The sequence below is a fragment of the Microvenator marinus genome (genome assembly GCF_007993755.1).
GTDB classification, from domain to species: Bacteria; Myxococcota_A; Bradymonadia; order Bradymonadales; family Bradymonadaceae; genus Allomicrovenator; species Allomicrovenator marinus.
In genome coordinates this window covers 3594267-3612469 of the sequence record NZ_CP042467.1, presented here as the reverse complement: position 1 = coordinate 3612469, position 18203 = coordinate 3594267, and the positions used below count along the sequence as shown (strand labels likewise).

The 18203-nt window shown below is 53.3% G+C and carries 12 protein-coding genes; 9 read left to right on the top strand and 3 right to left on the bottom strand.

Annotated elements, in window-relative coordinates; all coding sequences use genetic code 11:
• Positions 1-67: 67 nt before the first annotated feature.
• Positions 68-1762, bottom strand: a complete 1695-nt coding sequence (locus FRD01_RS14765; protein ID WP_146960923.1) for a hypothetical protein — start codon at positions 1760-1762, stop codon at positions 68-70.
• Between the two features lie 100 nt (positions 1763-1862).
• Here FRD01_RS14765 and FRD01_RS14760 point away from each other — a divergent pair, with 100 nt between their 5' ends.
• From FRD01_RS14760 to FRD01_RS14725, 8 genes are all read left to right on the top strand, one after another.
• Positions 1863-3116, top strand: coding sequence for a serine/threonine protein kinase (locus FRD01_RS14760; protein WP_146960921.1), 1254 nt, complete (start codon positions 1863-1865; stop codon positions 3114-3116).
• On the top strand, positions 3113-5101 hold the full coding sequence (locus FRD01_RS14755; RefSeq protein WP_146960919.1) for a serine/threonine protein kinase: 1989 nt from the start codon (positions 3113-3115) through the stop codon (positions 5099-5101). Before FRD01_RS14760 ends, FRD01_RS14755 begins: the two co-directional genes overlap by 4 nt.
• A gap of 180 nt (positions 5102-5281) precedes the next feature.
• A complete protein-coding gene (locus FRD01_RS14750; protein ID WP_146960918.1) occupies positions 5282-6127 on the top strand; it encodes a hypothetical protein in 846 nt (281 codons plus the stop codon).
• An 89-nt stretch (positions 6128-6216) separates the two neighbouring features.
• The gene (locus FRD01_RS14745; RefSeq protein WP_146960916.1) at positions 6217-6570 is read left to right on the top strand and encodes a hypothetical protein; all 354 of its coding nucleotides are present in this window, start codon (positions 6217-6219) and stop codon (positions 6568-6570) included.
• Between the two features lie 10 nt (positions 6571-6580).
• Positions 6581-9781, top strand: a complete 3201-nt coding sequence (locus FRD01_RS14740) for a DEAD/DEAH box helicase family protein (RefSeq protein WP_146960914.1) — start codon at positions 6581-6583, stop codon at positions 9779-9781.
• A gap of 152 nt (positions 9782-9933) precedes the next feature.
• Entirely contained in the window at positions 9934-10824 is an 891-nt protein-coding gene (locus FRD01_RS14735) for a macrolide 2'-phosphotransferase (RefSeq protein ID WP_146960912.1), read from the top strand.
• Between the two features lie 48 nt (positions 10825-10872).
• Complete coding sequence (locus tag FRD01_RS14730; protein WP_146960911.1) at positions 10873-11073, top strand: hypothetical protein; 201 nt, start codon at positions 10873-10875, stop codon at positions 11071-11073.
• 149 nt (positions 11074-11222) lie between these two features.
• Positions 11223-12296, top strand: a complete 1074-nt coding sequence (locus tag FRD01_RS14725) for a type I restriction enzyme HsdR N-terminal domain-containing protein (protein WP_249755642.1) — start codon at positions 11223-11225, stop codon at positions 12294-12296.
• A gap of 34 nt (positions 12297-12330) precedes the next feature.
• Here the strand turns inward: FRD01_RS14725 and FRD01_RS14720 are convergent, their stop codons facing one another.
• Positions 12331-12675 carry a hypothetical protein gene (locus tag FRD01_RS14720; RefSeq protein WP_249755641.1) on the bottom strand — a complete coding sequence of 115 codons (345 nt, stop codon included), beginning with the start codon at positions 12673-12675 and terminating at the stop codon, positions 12331-12333.
• Positions 12676-13019: 344 nt separating this feature from the next.
• Entirely contained in the window at positions 13020-15089 is a 2070-nt protein-coding gene (locus FRD01_RS14715) for an AAA family ATPase (protein WP_249755640.1), read from the bottom strand.
• Positions 15090-15315: 226 nt separating this feature from the next.
• Between FRD01_RS14715 and FRD01_RS14710 the strand changes: the two genes are divergently transcribed.
• Positions 15316-18183 (top strand): RNA-dependent RNA polymerase family protein, encoded by a 2868-nt coding sequence (locus tag FRD01_RS14710; RefSeq protein ID WP_146960907.1) that lies wholly within the window; start codon positions 15316-15318, stop codon positions 18181-18183.
• Positions 18184-18203: the final 20 nt, after the last annotated feature.

The following is an 18203-nucleotide window of genomic DNA, read 5'->3' as shown; positions in this document are numbered from 1 at the left end:
GTTTCAAACCTTGTCCGCGGAGCAAAATTACGCGAATGCGGTACTGAACGTTTCGTACCGCAACGACCTACTGGAAGCAGTAGCCCGCAACACCGCAGGTGGAGCCAGTTCTGCAGTCAAGGCTTCCTGAACAGTCGTAGGTACATTTCCGTGAGTTGAGGTCAGTGGCCAGGAACAATTCGCAGCTAGCACCCTCGGGAGCGCAATCTGTGGGTTGTGTGCAGGAGTTCGAGTTATAAGCGAGGATCGCCTCAGGCGTGGTAAGTGTCTCGTTGTACATGCATACCGTCACAGGGGTGCCGTCCGTATTTGTGCGCAATCGTTGACCGTTTCCATAAGGCCTGCCGCAAGCCGCATTAGATGGCGCGATTGGTAGGCAGTAGGTTCCATGCTGACTGTTCCCGAAATTCACAGGAACACAGGCATTCCCGGACTCGCACTGGCTGTTGTACGTGCACGATTCGAGAGCAACGGTGTTGCCAATTTGGATGTTGGTACACGTGAAGGTGGATGGGTCACACACGTTTCCACCACAATCACTCGACTCAGTGGCAACATCGCAGGCGCGGCACGTTCCCGCTACACACTGTCCGAGCCCAGTTAGATGTGAACAATCACCATCATTTGCGCACGCACTACATGTGTTGGAGCTATCGCAAACGGAGGCTGTTGGTGAAGTGCATTCGCCATTATCTCTGCACTCTTTGCACTGATTGAGGTCCGCCGATGCTCCCAAAATACAGACTTGACCTTGGCAATCCGTGTCGTCGAGGCAAACCGAACAAAGATTGGAGGTCGTGTCGCAGACTTTCCCAGGGCCAGCTGCACAATCGCTGTTGGCGAGGCACTGCACGCACACATTATTTGTGGGGTCATTCGCGTCCACGTCGCAAACACCACCCGCGCAATCGCCGTTCTCAACACATCCTACGCACTGCCTTTCAGCAACGTTCGCTTCGCCAGAACAAACGAGTCCGGGTGCACAATCGCCATCTTCAACGCAGGTGACGCAGGTATTGGAAACGGTATCACAAACCCCTACGTCACAATGCTCGTCTAGTTCGCATTCTACGCACGCATTGAGGTTGGAATCACTCGCATGCTTCAGGCAAACTTCTCGCTCATCACAGCCCGTCTCAACACCCTCTCCCTCTCGAGCCAAGCAGGTCACGCACTGGTTAGACTCCGGATCACAAACACCGTCGTCGCATTCGCCGTCTTCGAGGCATTCAACACAAACACCCGAAGGCTCCTCAGCGGTCACCTTGCACTTTGCAGTATCTCCCCCACAGAGGTCGGCATTGGTCGCACAGCCAACGCAAGCGTTATTCACGCACGAGAGGGTCTGGCTCCCACAATCTTCGTTTGATTCACACGCGACGCAACTATTCTCAACGCAGAAGCCGCTCGTGCAATCCTCGCCTTCTACACACTCCACACAGGTGTTCTCGGCGGCTGTGGCACCTGCCGCACAAACCCCCATCTCGCAACCGCTCTCTTCTCCAACGCGGCACGCCACACACTCACCGTCTTCGCATACGCCGGGGCACTCGCTATCATCCAAACAACCGTCGTCGCCAGAGTCTCCCATGTCGTCACCAGCGTCGCCTGAATCGTCAGCGTCACTTGAGTCGCCCGTATCATCTTCCAAATCCGGGGCCATATCGCGATCGAATGGCGATTGCCCAGCAGGGGGAGGACTCTCAATACACGCCGTCAAGGCAAGACAAACCAGGCAAATTAAAGTATTCAAACGCAACATAGGACCTCTCCAAGAAATTCGACTGATGCAGAGTATCCGACACTTAGGTACTAGATTCAAGAAAAGCGACAAGTCGTTGAGGTTGCGGTAATAGTGGCTTATGTTGAACCCAGAACTCGAAGAACAATTTGAAGAAATCTCGTTCCTTGGACGCGGCGGACAGGGCTTCTCTTACCGAGCTACGCGAAAGTCCGACCAGCTGCCTGTGGTACTCAAAGTCTTAGACTTCCTTGAGCTCAACTCCTGGAAGTCCTACGACCTCTTCATGCGTGAAATCCGGACACTGAGGACGCTCAACCACCCGGCGATACCCAAACTTCTCGGCGTCTATCCTGAGAATCTGGACGCCGAGCCACAATCAGTGGTCTTGATCCAAGAGTATGTGCCAGGAGACTCGCTCAAAGACCTATTGGAATCCGAGGAGGAAGAATGGTCCACCGAAGATGTGCTCGAACTACTCGAATCCCTGCTACCCGTCCTGAGCTACTTGCACTCACTCAATCCGCCAGTCGTACACCGTGACATCAAGCCCTCGAACATCATCAGGAGGTACAGTGGCTCCTACTCTCTCATCGACTTTGGCGCCGCGAGTTCTACCCAGAAGACCAACGCATCCACCTTTGTAGGCACAAATGGCTACATGGCCCCCGAACAGATGATGGGCCGGGCTGAGCCCTGCTCAGACCTCTACTCTCTGGGTGCCACGGCCCTACACCTCGCCACTGGCATTCACCCCAACGACCTCGCCCGAGAAGACTTCTCGTTTCGACTCGACGGGCTTGGGCTCGACCCCCAACTCGCAAGAGTCATCAAACGTCTCGTAGAGCCACTGCCGGAAAATCGGTTTCGTAGCGCGGAGCAGGTGCTGGCGAGTTTACGCCCGTCCAGCGAACTCGTGCTCGCGAACGTCAAGGAAAACGGCTTCCACCTCATCCGCGAGGAGGACGCAACTCGGATCAAATTCCCAGGTCCCCCCCTGTTGCAATCCGGCCTTTTTGCGGTAGCCGCCATCTTCATGACCTTCCTTGTCGCCCTGACCCCTGTGGCTCCCTATCCCTATATCATGCTTACTTTTTTCGTAGGAGCCGGCCTCTATCATCTCATTCGGCGCCGAGAGGTTGTGTTTGAAAACGACGAACTTCGTTACACCAAACGCATTGGACCCTATGTCCAAAAGAAGTCTTGGAAGATCGACCAGATCGTAGACATCCGATCCCAAAAACGTGGTGCATTTCTGGACGTCTTGCTCCAGGACAAGGATGCGCAACGACACAGCCTTGGTTGGGGATTCTCCAATGACCAGGCTCAGTGGCTAGTTCGAAAACTACTCAGTGAATTGGAGGAGCGCCGATGATCTTCGAGAGATTTGAGATTCTGGATACGCTCTCCAGACGGCACTCAGTGCAGACGTATCGTTGCCGCGATGCCGAACTCGGGGAAGTTGTGCTTAAGGTCTTTGAGGGCATCTCAGACGAGCAAAGGGGGCATCTGCGGGCACTCAGCGAATCATTGGGCAGATTTTCCCACCGGGGCATCCAAAGGCACCTTGGCCTCTTTGAGCAAGACCAAGCCGCGGCGCTCGCCTTCGAGTGGGTTGAGGGAAAGACTCTGGCCCAAGAGATTGAACTCGGGGTGAGATATTCCGACGAGCAGTTGACCCTCTTTCTAGAGGACGTACTTGAGGCTCTAGTGGTGGCGCACACGGCATCCCCGCCGCTCGTGCATCGCGATATCAAGCCCGAGAACCTCGTCCACGCTCAAGATGGCTGGGTCCTGATCGACTTCGGCGCCTCTCGCGAGGCAGTACTCGGTGACGGCGAGGTGAGTGTCATAGGGACGACGGGTTATGCGGCTCCGGAGCAGTTCTTTGGAAGCGCTTTTCCTGCCTCCGACCAATACGGACTTGCAGCCACCACCCTACACTTGGCCACGCATCGCCACCCTACCGACTTTCCTTTGCGTAAACTCCGGCTAGAGATCGACAAAGCTGGCCTGAATCGTGCTATCCAAAAGGTGCTTGAGCGAATGCTCGCACCTACCCCGGCCGAGCGATTTCCGAACACCGAGTCTGCGCTGCAAGCGTTACGCAGTGGCGCGGGAATGCAGGAGTGGGAGTTTGCACTAGAGCCCATCGCGGATTCACAAACCGTACTTAAGACCACCTCCCACGAACACTCCCTACAAATTGAGATTGGCCCGAGGATCGACAAGAAAGTTATCCTCACCAACCTTGCGATTCCGGTCATAGGGGCGGCGGCGTTAGTGGGCGTTCTTCTATTCAAGGAAGTGGAGCTCGCCAAGGTCTGGTCTTCCATCGCGTGGATGTTCTTCGCGGTAGGACTTGCGGCATCCCCGATGCTTCGTCGCGAGTGGAACGCATCGAAGACCTGGCTTCTCGAGCTAAGTCCCCAAGGCTCTCGGCTCCTCCACGATGGCAAGCTCAAATTTGAAGGCTCCAAATCAGTCGAGGTCGTCCAAACTGGCGGCCTGATGCAAGAGATGGACAGCAGTTTGAGCAGGCGCTCACCCCTCAAGCTCAAAGACAATTACGAGCTCTCAGTGCCGTTTGGGTTCTCATTGACCGAGAAGGAAGCCGAGATCCTCAGAGATGTGGTGGCGACCTACTTCAAGCCGTGGCGCCCCGCCCCAAATCCCAAACCACGCCAACTCGAAGCCCAAGGTGCGCCGAACGCCATCGCACTAAGGCCTGCGCAATACTTACAAAAACTCTCGCGTCCATCGCCTCTGAGGTGGCTCTCCAACGCCTTTCAGACCTTCCAAGTATTGGAAGCCACACCCAGACGAAAAGCCTACTTTGACCGCATCCCCCAGTCCGCGCGCACGCTCTTGGACGAACACGGCTTTCGAAGTGTCGGCTACCTCAAGGAGTCCGTGCTCGGCGTCCTCGGCAAACCCAAAGAAGTCTTTCTCAGCTCAGACGGCTCTATCGCCATTCACGTTGGTCCCGGCGCATTCGGCGAGTCCGATAGCGATTTCACGTACTACATGTACTCGTCCATGGATGACGGGAAGTGCCGACTAACCTGGTCTCACCGAAACCCCTCAACGCCCACACAAGGACTCGTCTACTCCGCAGGCTCGCTCGGGAGCTTCGAAAAGGACCTCGAAGCCCATAAGAACTGGATCGCGCACGAGTTGCTTGAAAACCACACAAACGCCCTCACCATGACCTCGCTCGAAGAGCGAATCGACGCGCTCAAACTCCACACACTCTACGCTGCGTCGCGACAAGCCTCCTTGATCGTGATTATCTTCGGCACCCAACTCATACTCGGCCTGATCGGAATCGTTTGGATTCTGGTATCGATTCTCTTGTGAGTCCCTCGTAAATGCGGGCTCTCTTCGCCCCGGCCAACGCCAATACGGTACTGCACGTCCCGTACCGCAAAACACCCAAAAAGAAGCGCATAACCAGACATCTTAACCTAGCGGCACGAAACGTACCGCACCAAGTGTTAAGGTGCACCTACCCGATCATGGGAGTAGGAAGGAGGAAAGATGAAGGGATTCATTCTTTTACTGGCATGTTGCCTCGCCGGCTGTATGACAATTCGCACGGAAAGATTCGAGAAGAACGCACCAAAGACGCAGGCTCAACCGGCTGCACGCGTGGTGTCCAAGACTCTGCCCACAGCGAAGGAAAATCCGCCCGCCGAGGCGCCCCCAGAACCACGCGCAGAGACCCAACCAGATCCAGAACCGCAAACCGAGCCGGTGGCCATCTCGGAGCCCCCAAAGCCCGACCCCACAGCCTATATCGCGACCTTGACCGAAGGCAGCGGTGGCATGGTTCAGCAGCTCGGCATCAAAGGGGATTGGCAGCTACTCACGTGGACCAACGGCTTCCAGATCCTGGTCGCGGCGAGCTCAAACTATACCGAGGGAACACCGTGGTACCGAATCGCGGTGATTAAGGACGGCCGCATCGAGTATCACGACCAAATCATGGTGGACCCGACGGCCGAGGATTACGAAGGAGTCAACAACTGTGACTCCTTCAGCCCGGCAATTCAGGCCTTGAATGGCCCCGTCATCGCCATCGGGCTGGAGTGCTACAACCAAGGCGGAGACAACAACTACGCCACCGACCACGTCCTGATTTTCCGCGTGGAACGCCCTCCAACCTCGATGGACGACTTCACACTGCTCGAGCGCATCAAGGCGAGCCCGATAGTCAGTGGGTACTATGAGAACTCGTGGACCAAGACCACGCTCGAAGTCCGCGGCACCGAGATTTGGCGCACCGATGTGGTCACCGTAGGCGTCTCGGTAGAAGAGCAAATGCAGGGTATTGAACGCGAATCCGTGGTGACCACGACCTCCGAAAAAGTCTTGGACTACTAGCCCCACCTGGAGCTTGACGCCGACCTTCCACCAGCGTTTCATGGACCCACGGTCGCCGCGGGGGCAACCGACTTTGACACGGAGGAACTATGGAATTGGCAAATGTCTTAAAGGGCGCTGAAACCTTGCTCAGGAGGCCGCTGAGCTATGAAGACATCACCGACTCAATGCAGACGGTGGAGCGCCTCAGGGAGGCTCTGAAACGGCTTGAACGCAAACAGAGAATTCGACCACACACGGTGCACGCCACGGTAGAAGTCAGAATTCGCCTCGAAACACACGCCCGGAGCGAGGACGAGGCAAAAGAAGAATTGCAGAGCTACTTCCACCAACACGTCTTCGAAACGACCAACCGAGATCTCGAGATTATGGACGAAGAGATACAGTGGCACTCCATCGAGGTAGAGGCCGAAGAGCTAGACGAAGATCGCGAGTGCGAGTAGTCTCGCCGACGTGTCAATCTTCACCGAAATAGACCCGAGTCAATGGGTGGCGCAAAACGAGCTCGCCTTTGCGATTCGTGACGGCTTCCCCGTTGCGCCCGGGCATTCCTTGGTCATTCCGAAACGCGAAGTACCGGATTGGTTCGGTGCAACTGAGGCAGAGCGGGCGGCAATTTTTGAACTCGTAGATGAGATTAAGGCGGGCCTCGACCTAGAGTTCAACCCTGCCGGCTATAACGTCGGAATGAATTGTGGTGAGGCAGCAGGCCAGACGGTGATGCATCTGCACGTGCACGTCATCCCAAGGTTTGTGGGCGATATGCCGGACCCTCGAGGCGGTGTGCGACATGTCATTCCTTGGAAGGGAAACTACAAGGTCGCACGCCCTGCACCACTTGCTCGAGGCGGTGACGACCCCTTCCACGCGCATCTACGCCCCCTCTTCGCCAGCGCTACCCAGATCGATATACTCGCCGCGTTTGTTCAAGACTCGGGCATTACCCTGATTGAACAAGAATTGGTCTCGGCAGTGGAGCGCGACGCACATGTTCGCATTCTCTGCAGCGACTATCTGCATATCACTCAGGAGGCCGCGGTTCGCCGTCTCTTCGACCTTCAATCAGCGTATGAGGGCAAGATCGAGGCGCGTATCGCCCGAAGTTGGGAAACATCGTTTCACCCAAAATCGTGGCAATTCCTGACGCCCCACGGCGGAAGTATTTTTGTGGGAAGCAGTAATCTTTCTTATGCTGCACTAAACGAAGGCATCGAATGGAACCTAAGGCTTGACCACCATCTGGATCCCTACGGCTTCAGTGTGGCTCGCAAATCATTCGAACATTTGTGGGAGAAGGCTCAAGCTCTAGATTTAGCTTTTGTGCGTGACTATCAAGAAAGGGCCCGCACCGAGCTTGAACATTCGGGCGTAAAAAAGTTTGTGTTTCCTCCGGGCGAAGTGGACCCTGAACCGGACCCGATAGCCATCAAGCCGCACGCCATCCAAGAACGCGTTCTCGGCGCGTTGGAACAGGCGCGGGCCGAGGGACACCGGCGTGCACTCGTCGTGATGGCCACAGGACTTGGAAAGACCTGGTTGGCCGCCTTCGATGTTCAGCAATTCGGGCGAAGCAGGACTCCGCGTGTGCTCTTTGTGGCACACCGTGCCGAGATTCTAACTCAAGCTGCCAACACGTTTAGGAAACTCTTTCCAGACGCCAAGACGGCGTGGTTCGTGGGCGATCAATCCGACCTTGACGGTGACCTCGTCTTTGCGTCCATTCAGAAGCTCGCGCGCCCAGAAGGCATGCAGCAAATCTTGGCGCAGTCGTTTGACTACGTGGTTATCGATGAAGTCCACCACGCGGCCGCGGACTCTTATCAACGTCTGCTCCAAGAGATAGATCCCGGGTTCTTGTTGGGCCTAACCGCCACACCAGAACGCGGCGATGGCCTCGACATACTAGGCCTCTTCAACGATTACGTGGTCGACGAAGTGGGCATCGCCGAAGGCATTGAGATTGGGCGCCTCGTCCCCTTTAAGTACACGGGAATTGCCGACACCATCGACTTCGCTCCCATCCCCTGGCGCGCTGGGCGATTCGACGCAGCCACGCTTGCTGAAGCCGCTCAAACCCAGGCACGAATGGCTCAACTTTGGGATGTGTTGGAATCGCGTGAACGCCTCCGTACGCTCGCGTTTTGTTGCACCATTGAACACGCGGTCTTTGTGCGCGACTGGTTCCGCGATGAGGGACTTCGGGCTGCTGCCGTTGTCTCTGGCCAAGAGGGCGACGACCGCGCCTGGAGCTTGAAGGCCCTCGCAGACGGCGAGCTCGATGTGGTTTGCGCGGTAGATATCTTGAATGAGGGTGTGGACATACCGGCAGTAGATCGCGTGATCTTTCTTCGACCTACTGAATCCAAGGTGGTCTTTCTCCAACAGCTCGGTAGAGGCCTGCGCGTGGCGCCAGACAAGTCGCATCTTGAGGTCATCGACTTCGTAGGAAACCACAAGATTTTTGCAGAACGCCTCCGCTGGATGTTGACGCTCCAAGACCCTCCGCCGGAGCTCAGAAAACTCATCGATTCGGGCACGCTCACCTTGCCTTCCGGATGCGGAATCAGCCTCAGTTTTGAGGCGAAAGAACTCTTGAAAGAGTTGATTCGAGCCCGAGAAAAGAACGCGGTGGTGGCCGCGTATCGCCGGCACAAAGAGTCCCGGGGCGTTAGACCTAGCGCGGTGGAACTATTCCGAGAAGGCTTGACCTTTGGCACGCTACGTTCCCGGGGCGGTTGGACTGGTTTGGTGCATGAGGAAGGCGATTCCGGCTTGGAAGAAAAGACCTTCGAAAAAGTCAAAGATTGGCTCCAAGAGCTCGAAACGACCGCCATGACCAAGAGCTTCAAAATGGTTTGTGTGCTGGCGCTGCTTGAGGAGGACGCACTCTTCACCGGCCTGACTCACGAGGGGCTCGCTGCGCGTTCCCTCAAGATCATTCAGCGTTCTCCCGAGCTTATGGCAGATATCAAAGGCGTGAAGATGGTGAGTGAGGACTGGCAAGGCTATTGGAAGAAGAACCCGATTGCAGCCTGGGCAAACTCGAAGTTTGTGAGCACAGACGACGACACGTTCAAGATTCGGTGGCAACTGGACACGGATGACCCCTTAGAGGCCGCTGAGAGCCTCGTACGCGAGCTTGTGACCCTTAGGCTGGCCCAGTACAGGGCTCGGCGCCGAAACCTCTTCTTCGGCAAGATTACGCACAATGAGCGGCATCCTATCATCATGATTCCGCGAAAGGATGATGTGCCGAGCGGCGAAGTCGTGGTTCAGATTGATGACGGCGAGTCGTGGGTGTTCAGGTTTGCGAAGATCGCGGTCAATGTGGCGCACCCCGTCGGCGGCAAGACCAACATGCTCCCCGAACTCCTCTACGCGTGGTTTGGGCCTACGGCCGGAGAGAACCAGACCTTCCAAAAAGTGAGGTTCGAGAAGTCCGGCGATAAGTGGTTTGCAAGGCCCGTGGGCATCACCCAAAACCCTCAACCCGATCTGGACGACGAGCTCGTCCCTTATCTGGACGCACTAAAAGACGCGACCGACTTTCAAAGGCGGATCGCGAAGGTGATGTTAACCATGCGCGGCGCGCAAGAGGACGATGTTTCGCGCTACATTGAGGGGAGCGAATCCGCTGGACGCGGGAAACCCTGATCTGCCTATTTCAGGTGCTTGAGCGACCAAGTTCTAGAGATCGTGGACCAAGACCTCTAAGTGGAACACAATCTCAGTGGAAATTGGGGAACAACGATTTGCGAACCCCAAAGAAAAATGACACCCTTCGCATTTCCGACTTAGGATAGCAGATGAGTCAAGAAGCAAGTCAGATCACAGACCTCGCTAAACGGCACGGTATAGAACTTTCTAGCAAGATCTCTGTGAATGAAATGGGTCTGGATTTTCAGGTCGCAATGGCGACCGATGATGCCGGACAGGCGTGGGTCTTCCGAATTCCACGACGTGCGCAGTCGATGGTTCGAGCCCAGTACGAGCGTCGGGTTCTGGAATTCCTAAAAGCGCAAATTCCGATTGCGGTTCCCGATTGGCGAATCTTCAGTGATGAGCTCATTGCGTACCCATTGCTCCCCGGACAGCCTGCACTTTCTTTCAATGCGGCTTATGAAGTCACATGGAATATAGACCCCAAGTCGAGGGTCTTCCCAGCCTATTTGGCCAAACTTATTGCGAATATGCATTCGATCCGACTAGACGAGGCACAAGATGCTGGAGTGGAGTGCATTTCGCCGGACGAATTCCGCAGTGACTTCCTCAAAAAGCTCGAACGTGTTCGAACCGAAATCGGTATTGCACCCGCGCTAGACCAGCGGATTCAATCCTGGATAGACGATGATAAAATTTGGCCGGAATTTGGGGTGTTCACGCACGGCGACCTTTACGCGGGCCATGTCTTGGTGGACGGAGAAGCCCGACCCACGGCTGTCATCGACTGGACTGAAGCGCGTTTCAATGACCCATCCATCGACTTCGTCGGACACCTGACTGTCTTTAATTCGGAAGGACTCCGGGCCTTGTTGAATGAATACTATGACTTAGGGGGTCGAACCTGGCCAGGAATGCAGGCACACATCACGGAGCGAGCCGCAGCAGCACCGGTCTTGTACGGTGTGTTCGCTTTGGAGAGCGGCGAGCCGATTCATATCAGCGGTGCCCGCGCACAGCTTGATTTGGCAGATTGACTTCCGCCAACTTTCTCAGAGTACGATGAGCATCCGCTCAGAGTCGGGATGAGACCACTCGGTACCGCACTGAATTACGCGACTTGGCAATTTGCTAGCCTGGAATTGGAATACAAAACCCAGATCGGCAACAAGAGCTTCCTAGCGCGCCGCCTCGCAAATGCGCACCCAGACCGCATTCAACGAGTTCTCCTGAGGGTGTTCATCGGTTGCGACGTCTTTGCGGTGGTGTGTGTGAGGAGTTCTTGAGTGGAAAACGTCGGGTACTTGCTGTGGAAGAAAATCCATCCTTGAAGAACGTGCTCTGGAAATAAGTTTGACAAGCGAAAATTCCGGCCACAGAATCTAAGCATTCGTTACTACACGAAAATTCGGGACACAAAACATAGGAGAAGCTTGTGGAAAGGGAACTCTATCAACTCGCCGAGACTGCGGCAAAAATCATCGACAGTCTTCAAACGGAAGCCGCTACATCTACAGCATTGGTCCTGCCGATGCTTCGTATCCTCGGATATGATGTGTTCAATCCTTTGGAGGTAATTCCAGAGTTCACGGCAGACGTGGGCACAAAGAAAGGTGAGAAAGTCGACTACGCGATACAACTTCAGAACGTACCTGGGCCGGTGATGTTGTTCGAAGTCAAACACTGCAAGGTCAATCTGGATGAGGTGCATTTCTCGCAGCTCTACCGCTACTTCTCAGTGACTCCGGCTAGAATCGGAATCCTGACCAACGGCATCATCTACCGGTTCTTCACCGATCTTGATGACAAGAACAAGATGGATCCCAAGCCGTACTTCGAGTTCAGCCTCACTGACATTAGGCCCGACACGATCACGCAGCTTCAGAAGTACACCAAGGAAAACTTCGATCCCGAAGCCATTACGTCGGCGGCTAGCGAGCTCAAGTATCTCAACGGGATGAAAAAGTACCTGCTCGAAGAATTCGCGAACCCCAGCGTAGAAATGACCAAACTTGTGGGCAAGGAAGTATACAAGGGCTCGTTCACGCAGAAGGTCACGGAACAGTTCCAACCCCTGCTTAAACGCGCATTCGCGCAGCTCATACAGGAGCGCGTTCATCAGCGGCTTACCAGCGCGTTGCAAAACGAAAGCGAGGCCACGCATGAGCCTGAAGAGCAGGAACTACCGGAAGGAGTGGTCTCGATGGACGGTGATATCATCACCACGGAAGAGGAGCTCGAGGGCGTGCGCATCGTCAAGGCAATCGCCTCCCAGCTAGTAGAGCCAGAGCGTGTGGTGATGCGAGACACGAAGAGCTACTGCGGCATCCTCTTAGACGACAACAACCGCAAGCCCATTTGCCGCCTTCACTTCAACCGTACGCAACGCTACCTGGGTGTGTTGGACTTGGAGAAGAACGAGACGCGCATCCCAATCGAAAAGATCACAGATATCTATCGCCACCAAGCGTCGATATTGACGACCATTCAGAACTACCTGGCGGAATAACCGCTTCATCGGAAACTTCACCAAACTAGAAGAGTTACTCCGTCAGTGAGTCCCGATACTCCTGAATCATCTCAGAGCTCACATCGCTGGCGTAACAAAGTGGTGATGCCCCGCCAGGTCGGCTGTAGGCGCTACGCTTGCCGCAACGACTGCCATTTCGTGCCGAGTGGTAAGGGCACGGGCAGTTTCCTGAGTAGGAGTCGATGGATTCCTTGATCAGAATCTTGGCGATTTGCTTATCGGTGAGTTTCTTCTTGGCCTTGGGTTTCTCCTCTTTGACTGCTTCGGATTGTGTCGCATCTTGAGCTCCCGCATCCCCAGCGAAACAAAAAGTGAGAGCCAACAGAAGTAAAATTTTTCTCCAAGCCTGCACTTTCACACGTACCTCTTGTTAGATGCCCTGTGTATCTGTTTTGCTTTTTTGATGGTTCTTTACAATCATCCAATTCGATCGCTTAGAAGTCAACCAAACTTGCCCCGCATGAGAAGAGGCCAATCCAAATCCTCCACCTTCTTCAAACATTCTCTAACATCCTGCTCGACCTGAATCTTACGTCTCTGCATAAAACCTCGGTGATCTGCCGAGGCTGACATGCACAGAGCTCAGAAGTCACCTTGGCTTCGCTGATTGGTCACGCAAATGTTTAACATGGTGCACGTGCCACATGTTGGATGTGAGTCCAGCGATGTTCCTCTACCGGACGGGATGGACCCGATACAAATCTAATCAATTTCCAAACACGCATCCAAGATTCGCTTCATCCCAATCGGCTTAAAGTCTCGTTCCCTCATCCTGCTGATAATCAACGACCGTAAATGCGGATATTGTATCTGGATATCCTTTGCGACCAATTTTAAAATGTCTCTGCCCTTGAAGGATTGTCGCCATTTGCCACTATCCAGTTCCTTTAACACTTCGCTCTCAACCCGTGACCGAGTATTGGCAATGGACTCAATACTCAAATCATCGTCCAATTTTGCCATTAAATCGTTCAGGTCGGAGGTTAATTGTTGATGCATTTTTTGGGCAAAATCGCAGTCATTCAAATCTGGATTCTCGACATGTAACGGCTTGAGAAAGGAATTGAGATGCTTCCAGATTCGATGTCGAACTAAATTGTGTTGCGTCTTGGCAGCGCAATTCTTGAGATAGGAGTCCATGTCAGCGAGCGAAAGCTCGTGTTTGAAGTTTAGGGAACATAGGACTTCGTAGATTATCTCGTCCTCCAGCAAGTAGTTTTCGATATGATAGACATCCCAACACAATTGGCTGACCGAGTCATCTTCATACGGTTCAGTGTCCAAGTCCACAACCGAGAACACTTTCACTCTCACGAGATCTTCGACCTTCAAGAGCGCTTGATGAATCCTTCTTACGCTCTGCTTGTCTCCTGCTGCCACGAAGTTCGCTTTCGCAAGATATTCTGGAAAGAGATCTCCGATTAGCTGCACGTCCGAGCCCGATTCTTTGCCCTCAATCAGTACCACTGGGTTGCGGGGACGATAAACAGCAGCATCCCCAATGAGCTCCATCATGAGGATGTCTACCGAATCCTCCTCAGCCAACACCCTGTGTGCTTGGTTGATTCCTTCACCGACACTAGCTTCCATGAGGTGGAAAACCGAAAAACTAGGCTGCCTAAGTGATCCACGTATCAGGGCATCACTGTGTGTCACCATCCAAATCTGATTGCCAAACGCCCGACCAAAGTTCTCTGAATAAAACTCGGGTAGTCCTTCAATCAACTTCGGATTCAAATGAAGTTCAGGTTCGTCGAACATTAACACTGAGTTCTGAATCTCAGAATTTCGCAAACGAAGATATCCGAACACTATCTCCTTCTCCCCCGAACTCAACTCATTGATATCATGGCAACTTCCATCACTCATACGTACCGGAAACTCAAGTTTTCCCTCCGGAGTAGGGACAACTCCCACAAACTCTTTTGAGGGGAAAAACTGCTTAAACAGGGACTGAATCGTCTTGGTCAGATTTGGGAGTCCGAGCGAGTCTCCTTTTCCAGCCTTTTCGCCAATCAACTCCACCAAATACGAGTTTGCAAGCTGCGTCTTGATATTCTGGTACTTGGCGGAGGTGTTATATAGCGCACTGCTGGACAGCTCATGATTAGCGGAACTAAGGCGCAGGCTATCCAGATTTTCGCGACTGTAGGTGCGCTGGGGGCCGTGAAAATCGAACACGCCCAAGCTAGGAGGGTCGTAGGTGGAGCAAATCATTTGAATCGCCAGGTTTGGCAGGAACTTCACCTGTTGATCGCTTGTGACCCAAACTCCTCCCACCAAACTCGGCTCCTTCAAGAGTGACTTTAGCTCTTCGGTTAGCCTCTCAATTTCGGGGGAGTTTTTTCTTTCTAACCTTTCTTGTTCCGCAAGACTCATCTGAGGAGGCGATACAGCAATGCCATCTGCGCTAACCTCATCCCTTATGAGAAGCCTCTTAACCCATGCTCTCGCGTTGGCGCTCAGATAACTCTTCTCTTCGTCATTTAGAACGAGCACCCACTCCAATTCCATCGGTTGAGTTCGATCCCGCAAGAGCAGCTCAAACCTCGGGTTCCGTTTCAACTGAATCTGATGCTCACCAAAAAACTGCTGCAGTTCGTTGTTTGATGTGTAATGGCCGTAGGTTGACTTCAGAAGTTTTATTGCCTCAAAGACAGTCGACTTTCCGCACCCGTTGGGGCCTGCAATAACAACCATATCTCCGAGATCACCAAGATGAAGATATTCTATGGCCTTGAAGTTCTTCACTGTAAGACTTGATATTTTCATGAGTTCCACCCTTGTCCGAAGAAGCTTGGTTTTGGGTCTACATATTCTCGACGTTTCCATTGCGTGGCAAGCTCGATTTGCAGATCAACAGTTCGCTGGATGCTTCTCCCATCACGAAAGGACTTCTAGATTTCACCCTGCCGGTCGCCAAGCTCCAAAGTCGTTTTTTTTCCAAGAACCCAACTTTGGATTAACCTCGGCTTCTCACAGAAAATCAGGAGGAAGCATGAGCTTCAAACTAACCACCGAAGATGTCTTCTTTGCATACCGCAAAGCCAAATCCGACGCGTTCCACTCAAAGTCCGAAACACTCGCATTGGCCTTCGCAAGGTATGAGCACCAGCTCGTAAAGAATCTCCGGCAACTGACTGGAACATGGGATCGAGAAAGGGCTGGTGCACTCGTTAAGAAAGGGGTTGGTGGCGTCGAGCTGATTTCAAAGTGTTTGAGAGATGACAGACCAGTGGGCGACAGGAGTTCGGCACCGCCGAAGATGATTCTAATGACTGATGAGAATCAAGACGCTCCTCCCGACTCCATCGCAGAATTTCGGACATTCGGTGAGTTCTCAGTCGAAATCCATATCCTCGGTGCTCACTGGATCAACACCGTGGGTGACAAACTTGATGCGGAGCTTTCGAAGTCTTGCTACGGAAATCGGCTTAGACGCCTAAAAAACAAAAACTACCACTTGCACCACACTGGCGGCAGTTTTCAGATGTTCCACACCCAATGGGAACGGTGGCGAAATGACGGCAAGAAGGCCATTGAAAGACTTCTGGATGCCGAAAAGCCCGCTTACGTGATCACCTCCGACATGAAGAGTTTTTATCCCAAAATCGATGCGGGCTTTGTGCTCGATCCGACTTTTCAAGCGGAGTTCGGGGTGACATTCAACCACGAAGAGTTGGCCCTAACCAAACTTATTGTGGAGATAGTCCATCGTTGGAACAAAAGGAACGGCTCCATTTTTCCGCTGGGGCTGCCGCTCAACTTCACGCCATCGCGGGTTCTGTCAAACATCATACTCGCCCCACTTGACAAGGCCATGGAAGAGTCTTGTGTAGCGCACTACGGACGGTATGTGGACGATCTCTTCATTGTACTCAACTGTCTGGAAGTGCCAGTGGATGGCAGTGAGCCAAAGTTCTGGCAAGAGATTGGGGGAAAATGGCTCACCAATTCGGAAGTCACAAGCGCCGATTTCCCATGGCTTGGCGATACCACGATTCACCTCGCTAAAAACAAGACGCGCGTGATGGAACTGAAAGGCGCAACCGGTAGAGCTGTGCTGGAGGGGTTGGACAACGAACTCAATGAGATCGCGAGCGAAAGAAACAAACTTCCGCCGCGTGACCCGTCGGACACCGCAAGTCGCCAGGCACTTAGAGCGCAGGGCCCAAATGGGTCCACCATTCATTTGAGGGAAGCCGACCAACTTACCATCACAAAGTTTGCTTGGTCTATTGAGAGTGGCCGAATGGAAAAGCTAAACAGCATGCTCCAGTCGCAAGACTGGGAGAAAAACCGTAAAAAGTTCTACGAATTCACCCAACAATTTGTTTTAACTCCGAAGAAGATCTTAGAGACTTTCGACAAGTTCTTGCGTGTGCTGAAAGTCAGTATCAATTGTGGCGATTTCTCAGAGGCGGAGTTACTCGTTCAGAAGGTTTGCGACTGCTTTTTTGGGCCGAAAGACGTTCGCAAAGTAGGGCTCATTGGTGTCCGCAAAGTGGTAAACGGGCTAGAATTCAAAGGAGTTGCGGAAGTTGATATCCAACACTTTGAGCGGAGAATGGGAATTGCAATTCTCTCTGCCGTCGCGGATGAAAGCAAACTTGAGAAATTGCTACAATTCAGTGCCCTCAAAAAGGTGGTGGATGTGACCTCCTCGAACCCCAAGTCAGACTGGGAGGCGTTGTTGCTGTCCGACTTCGGTTTCAAGTCGTACCTTGAGATTCGCCAAGAGCTCCCGCGGCCGAAACAGCCCAAAGAAGACGCCGTCTGCGGGATTGCTGATATCACCTGGCCCGTTGAATTTTGCAACGATTCCAAGCTGCCCTTCTGGTTCCCAACTCGGCCATTGAAGGCTAGAGACCTCTTGTTGGTGGCAAACGCCGACCCAAAACATGTTTGTGAATTGGTTAACTATTTCCGTGGGACGTGGACAAAGCCAAAGCCTTTTCTTTTGGAAACAAACTTGAAGGGAGATGAGTCGAAAGAGGCGAAGCTCTCCGACAACCCGCGGATTGCAGTAACAAACTTCCTTGTTCCCTATGACTATTGGCTCAAGAACGCTGGTGGCGAAGAGACATCAGGGCTGCGCTATGACCAAGTCTCCCAGATCGTCGAGCTCGCCCGAGCATGTAAGCCAAAGCCTGACTATCTTGTGATGCCTGAACTTTCGCTATCAAAGCGACTCTTTCAACACTTCGGTGAAAGCCTGCAAGACAGCGGAATCAATTTGATTGCAGGCATTGAGTATGAGGTGGACAGTGACAAAAAGACCGTGGTGAGCTGTGCTGGTCTTTATGTCCGAGAGAATTGTGTGGACTATGATTTCGGTCGGGAATTCTACCAACACAAAAGGCTGCCGGCGCCGGAAGAAGAGGCCGACTTACTCAGGCTTTTCGGATTGAACTGGAAAACCGAACTAGAACGGCCAAACCTGATCAGGCACGAAGGGTTCTGTTTTGCCGTACTGGTGTGTTCCGAACTGCAGGACATCCACAATCGTGCCAAGTTTCGCGGCAAGGTTGACGGGTTGTTCGTCTTATCTTGGAATAAGGACGTGGGAACTTTCAACACGTTGGTTGAGTCCGCCGCACTTGATGTCCACTCTGCCATCATTTTGGTGAACAATAGGGAATACGGGGACAGCCGAATCCGCATACCCGCTAAGAAACCACATGAACGAGATATCTGTCGAATCCAAGGCGGCGAGAATGACTTTGTGGTCGTTGCCACGCTGCCCGTACAGGAGATGCGCGCATTCCAGTCAAGAATAAAGCGTTGGCCGGATCCGAAAGACCAGTACAAACCTCTTCCGGAAGGCTACGACATGGCGCAGTGCCGTAGGACGATACCGAAGTAGCGAGTGGATCAAGAGTTTGG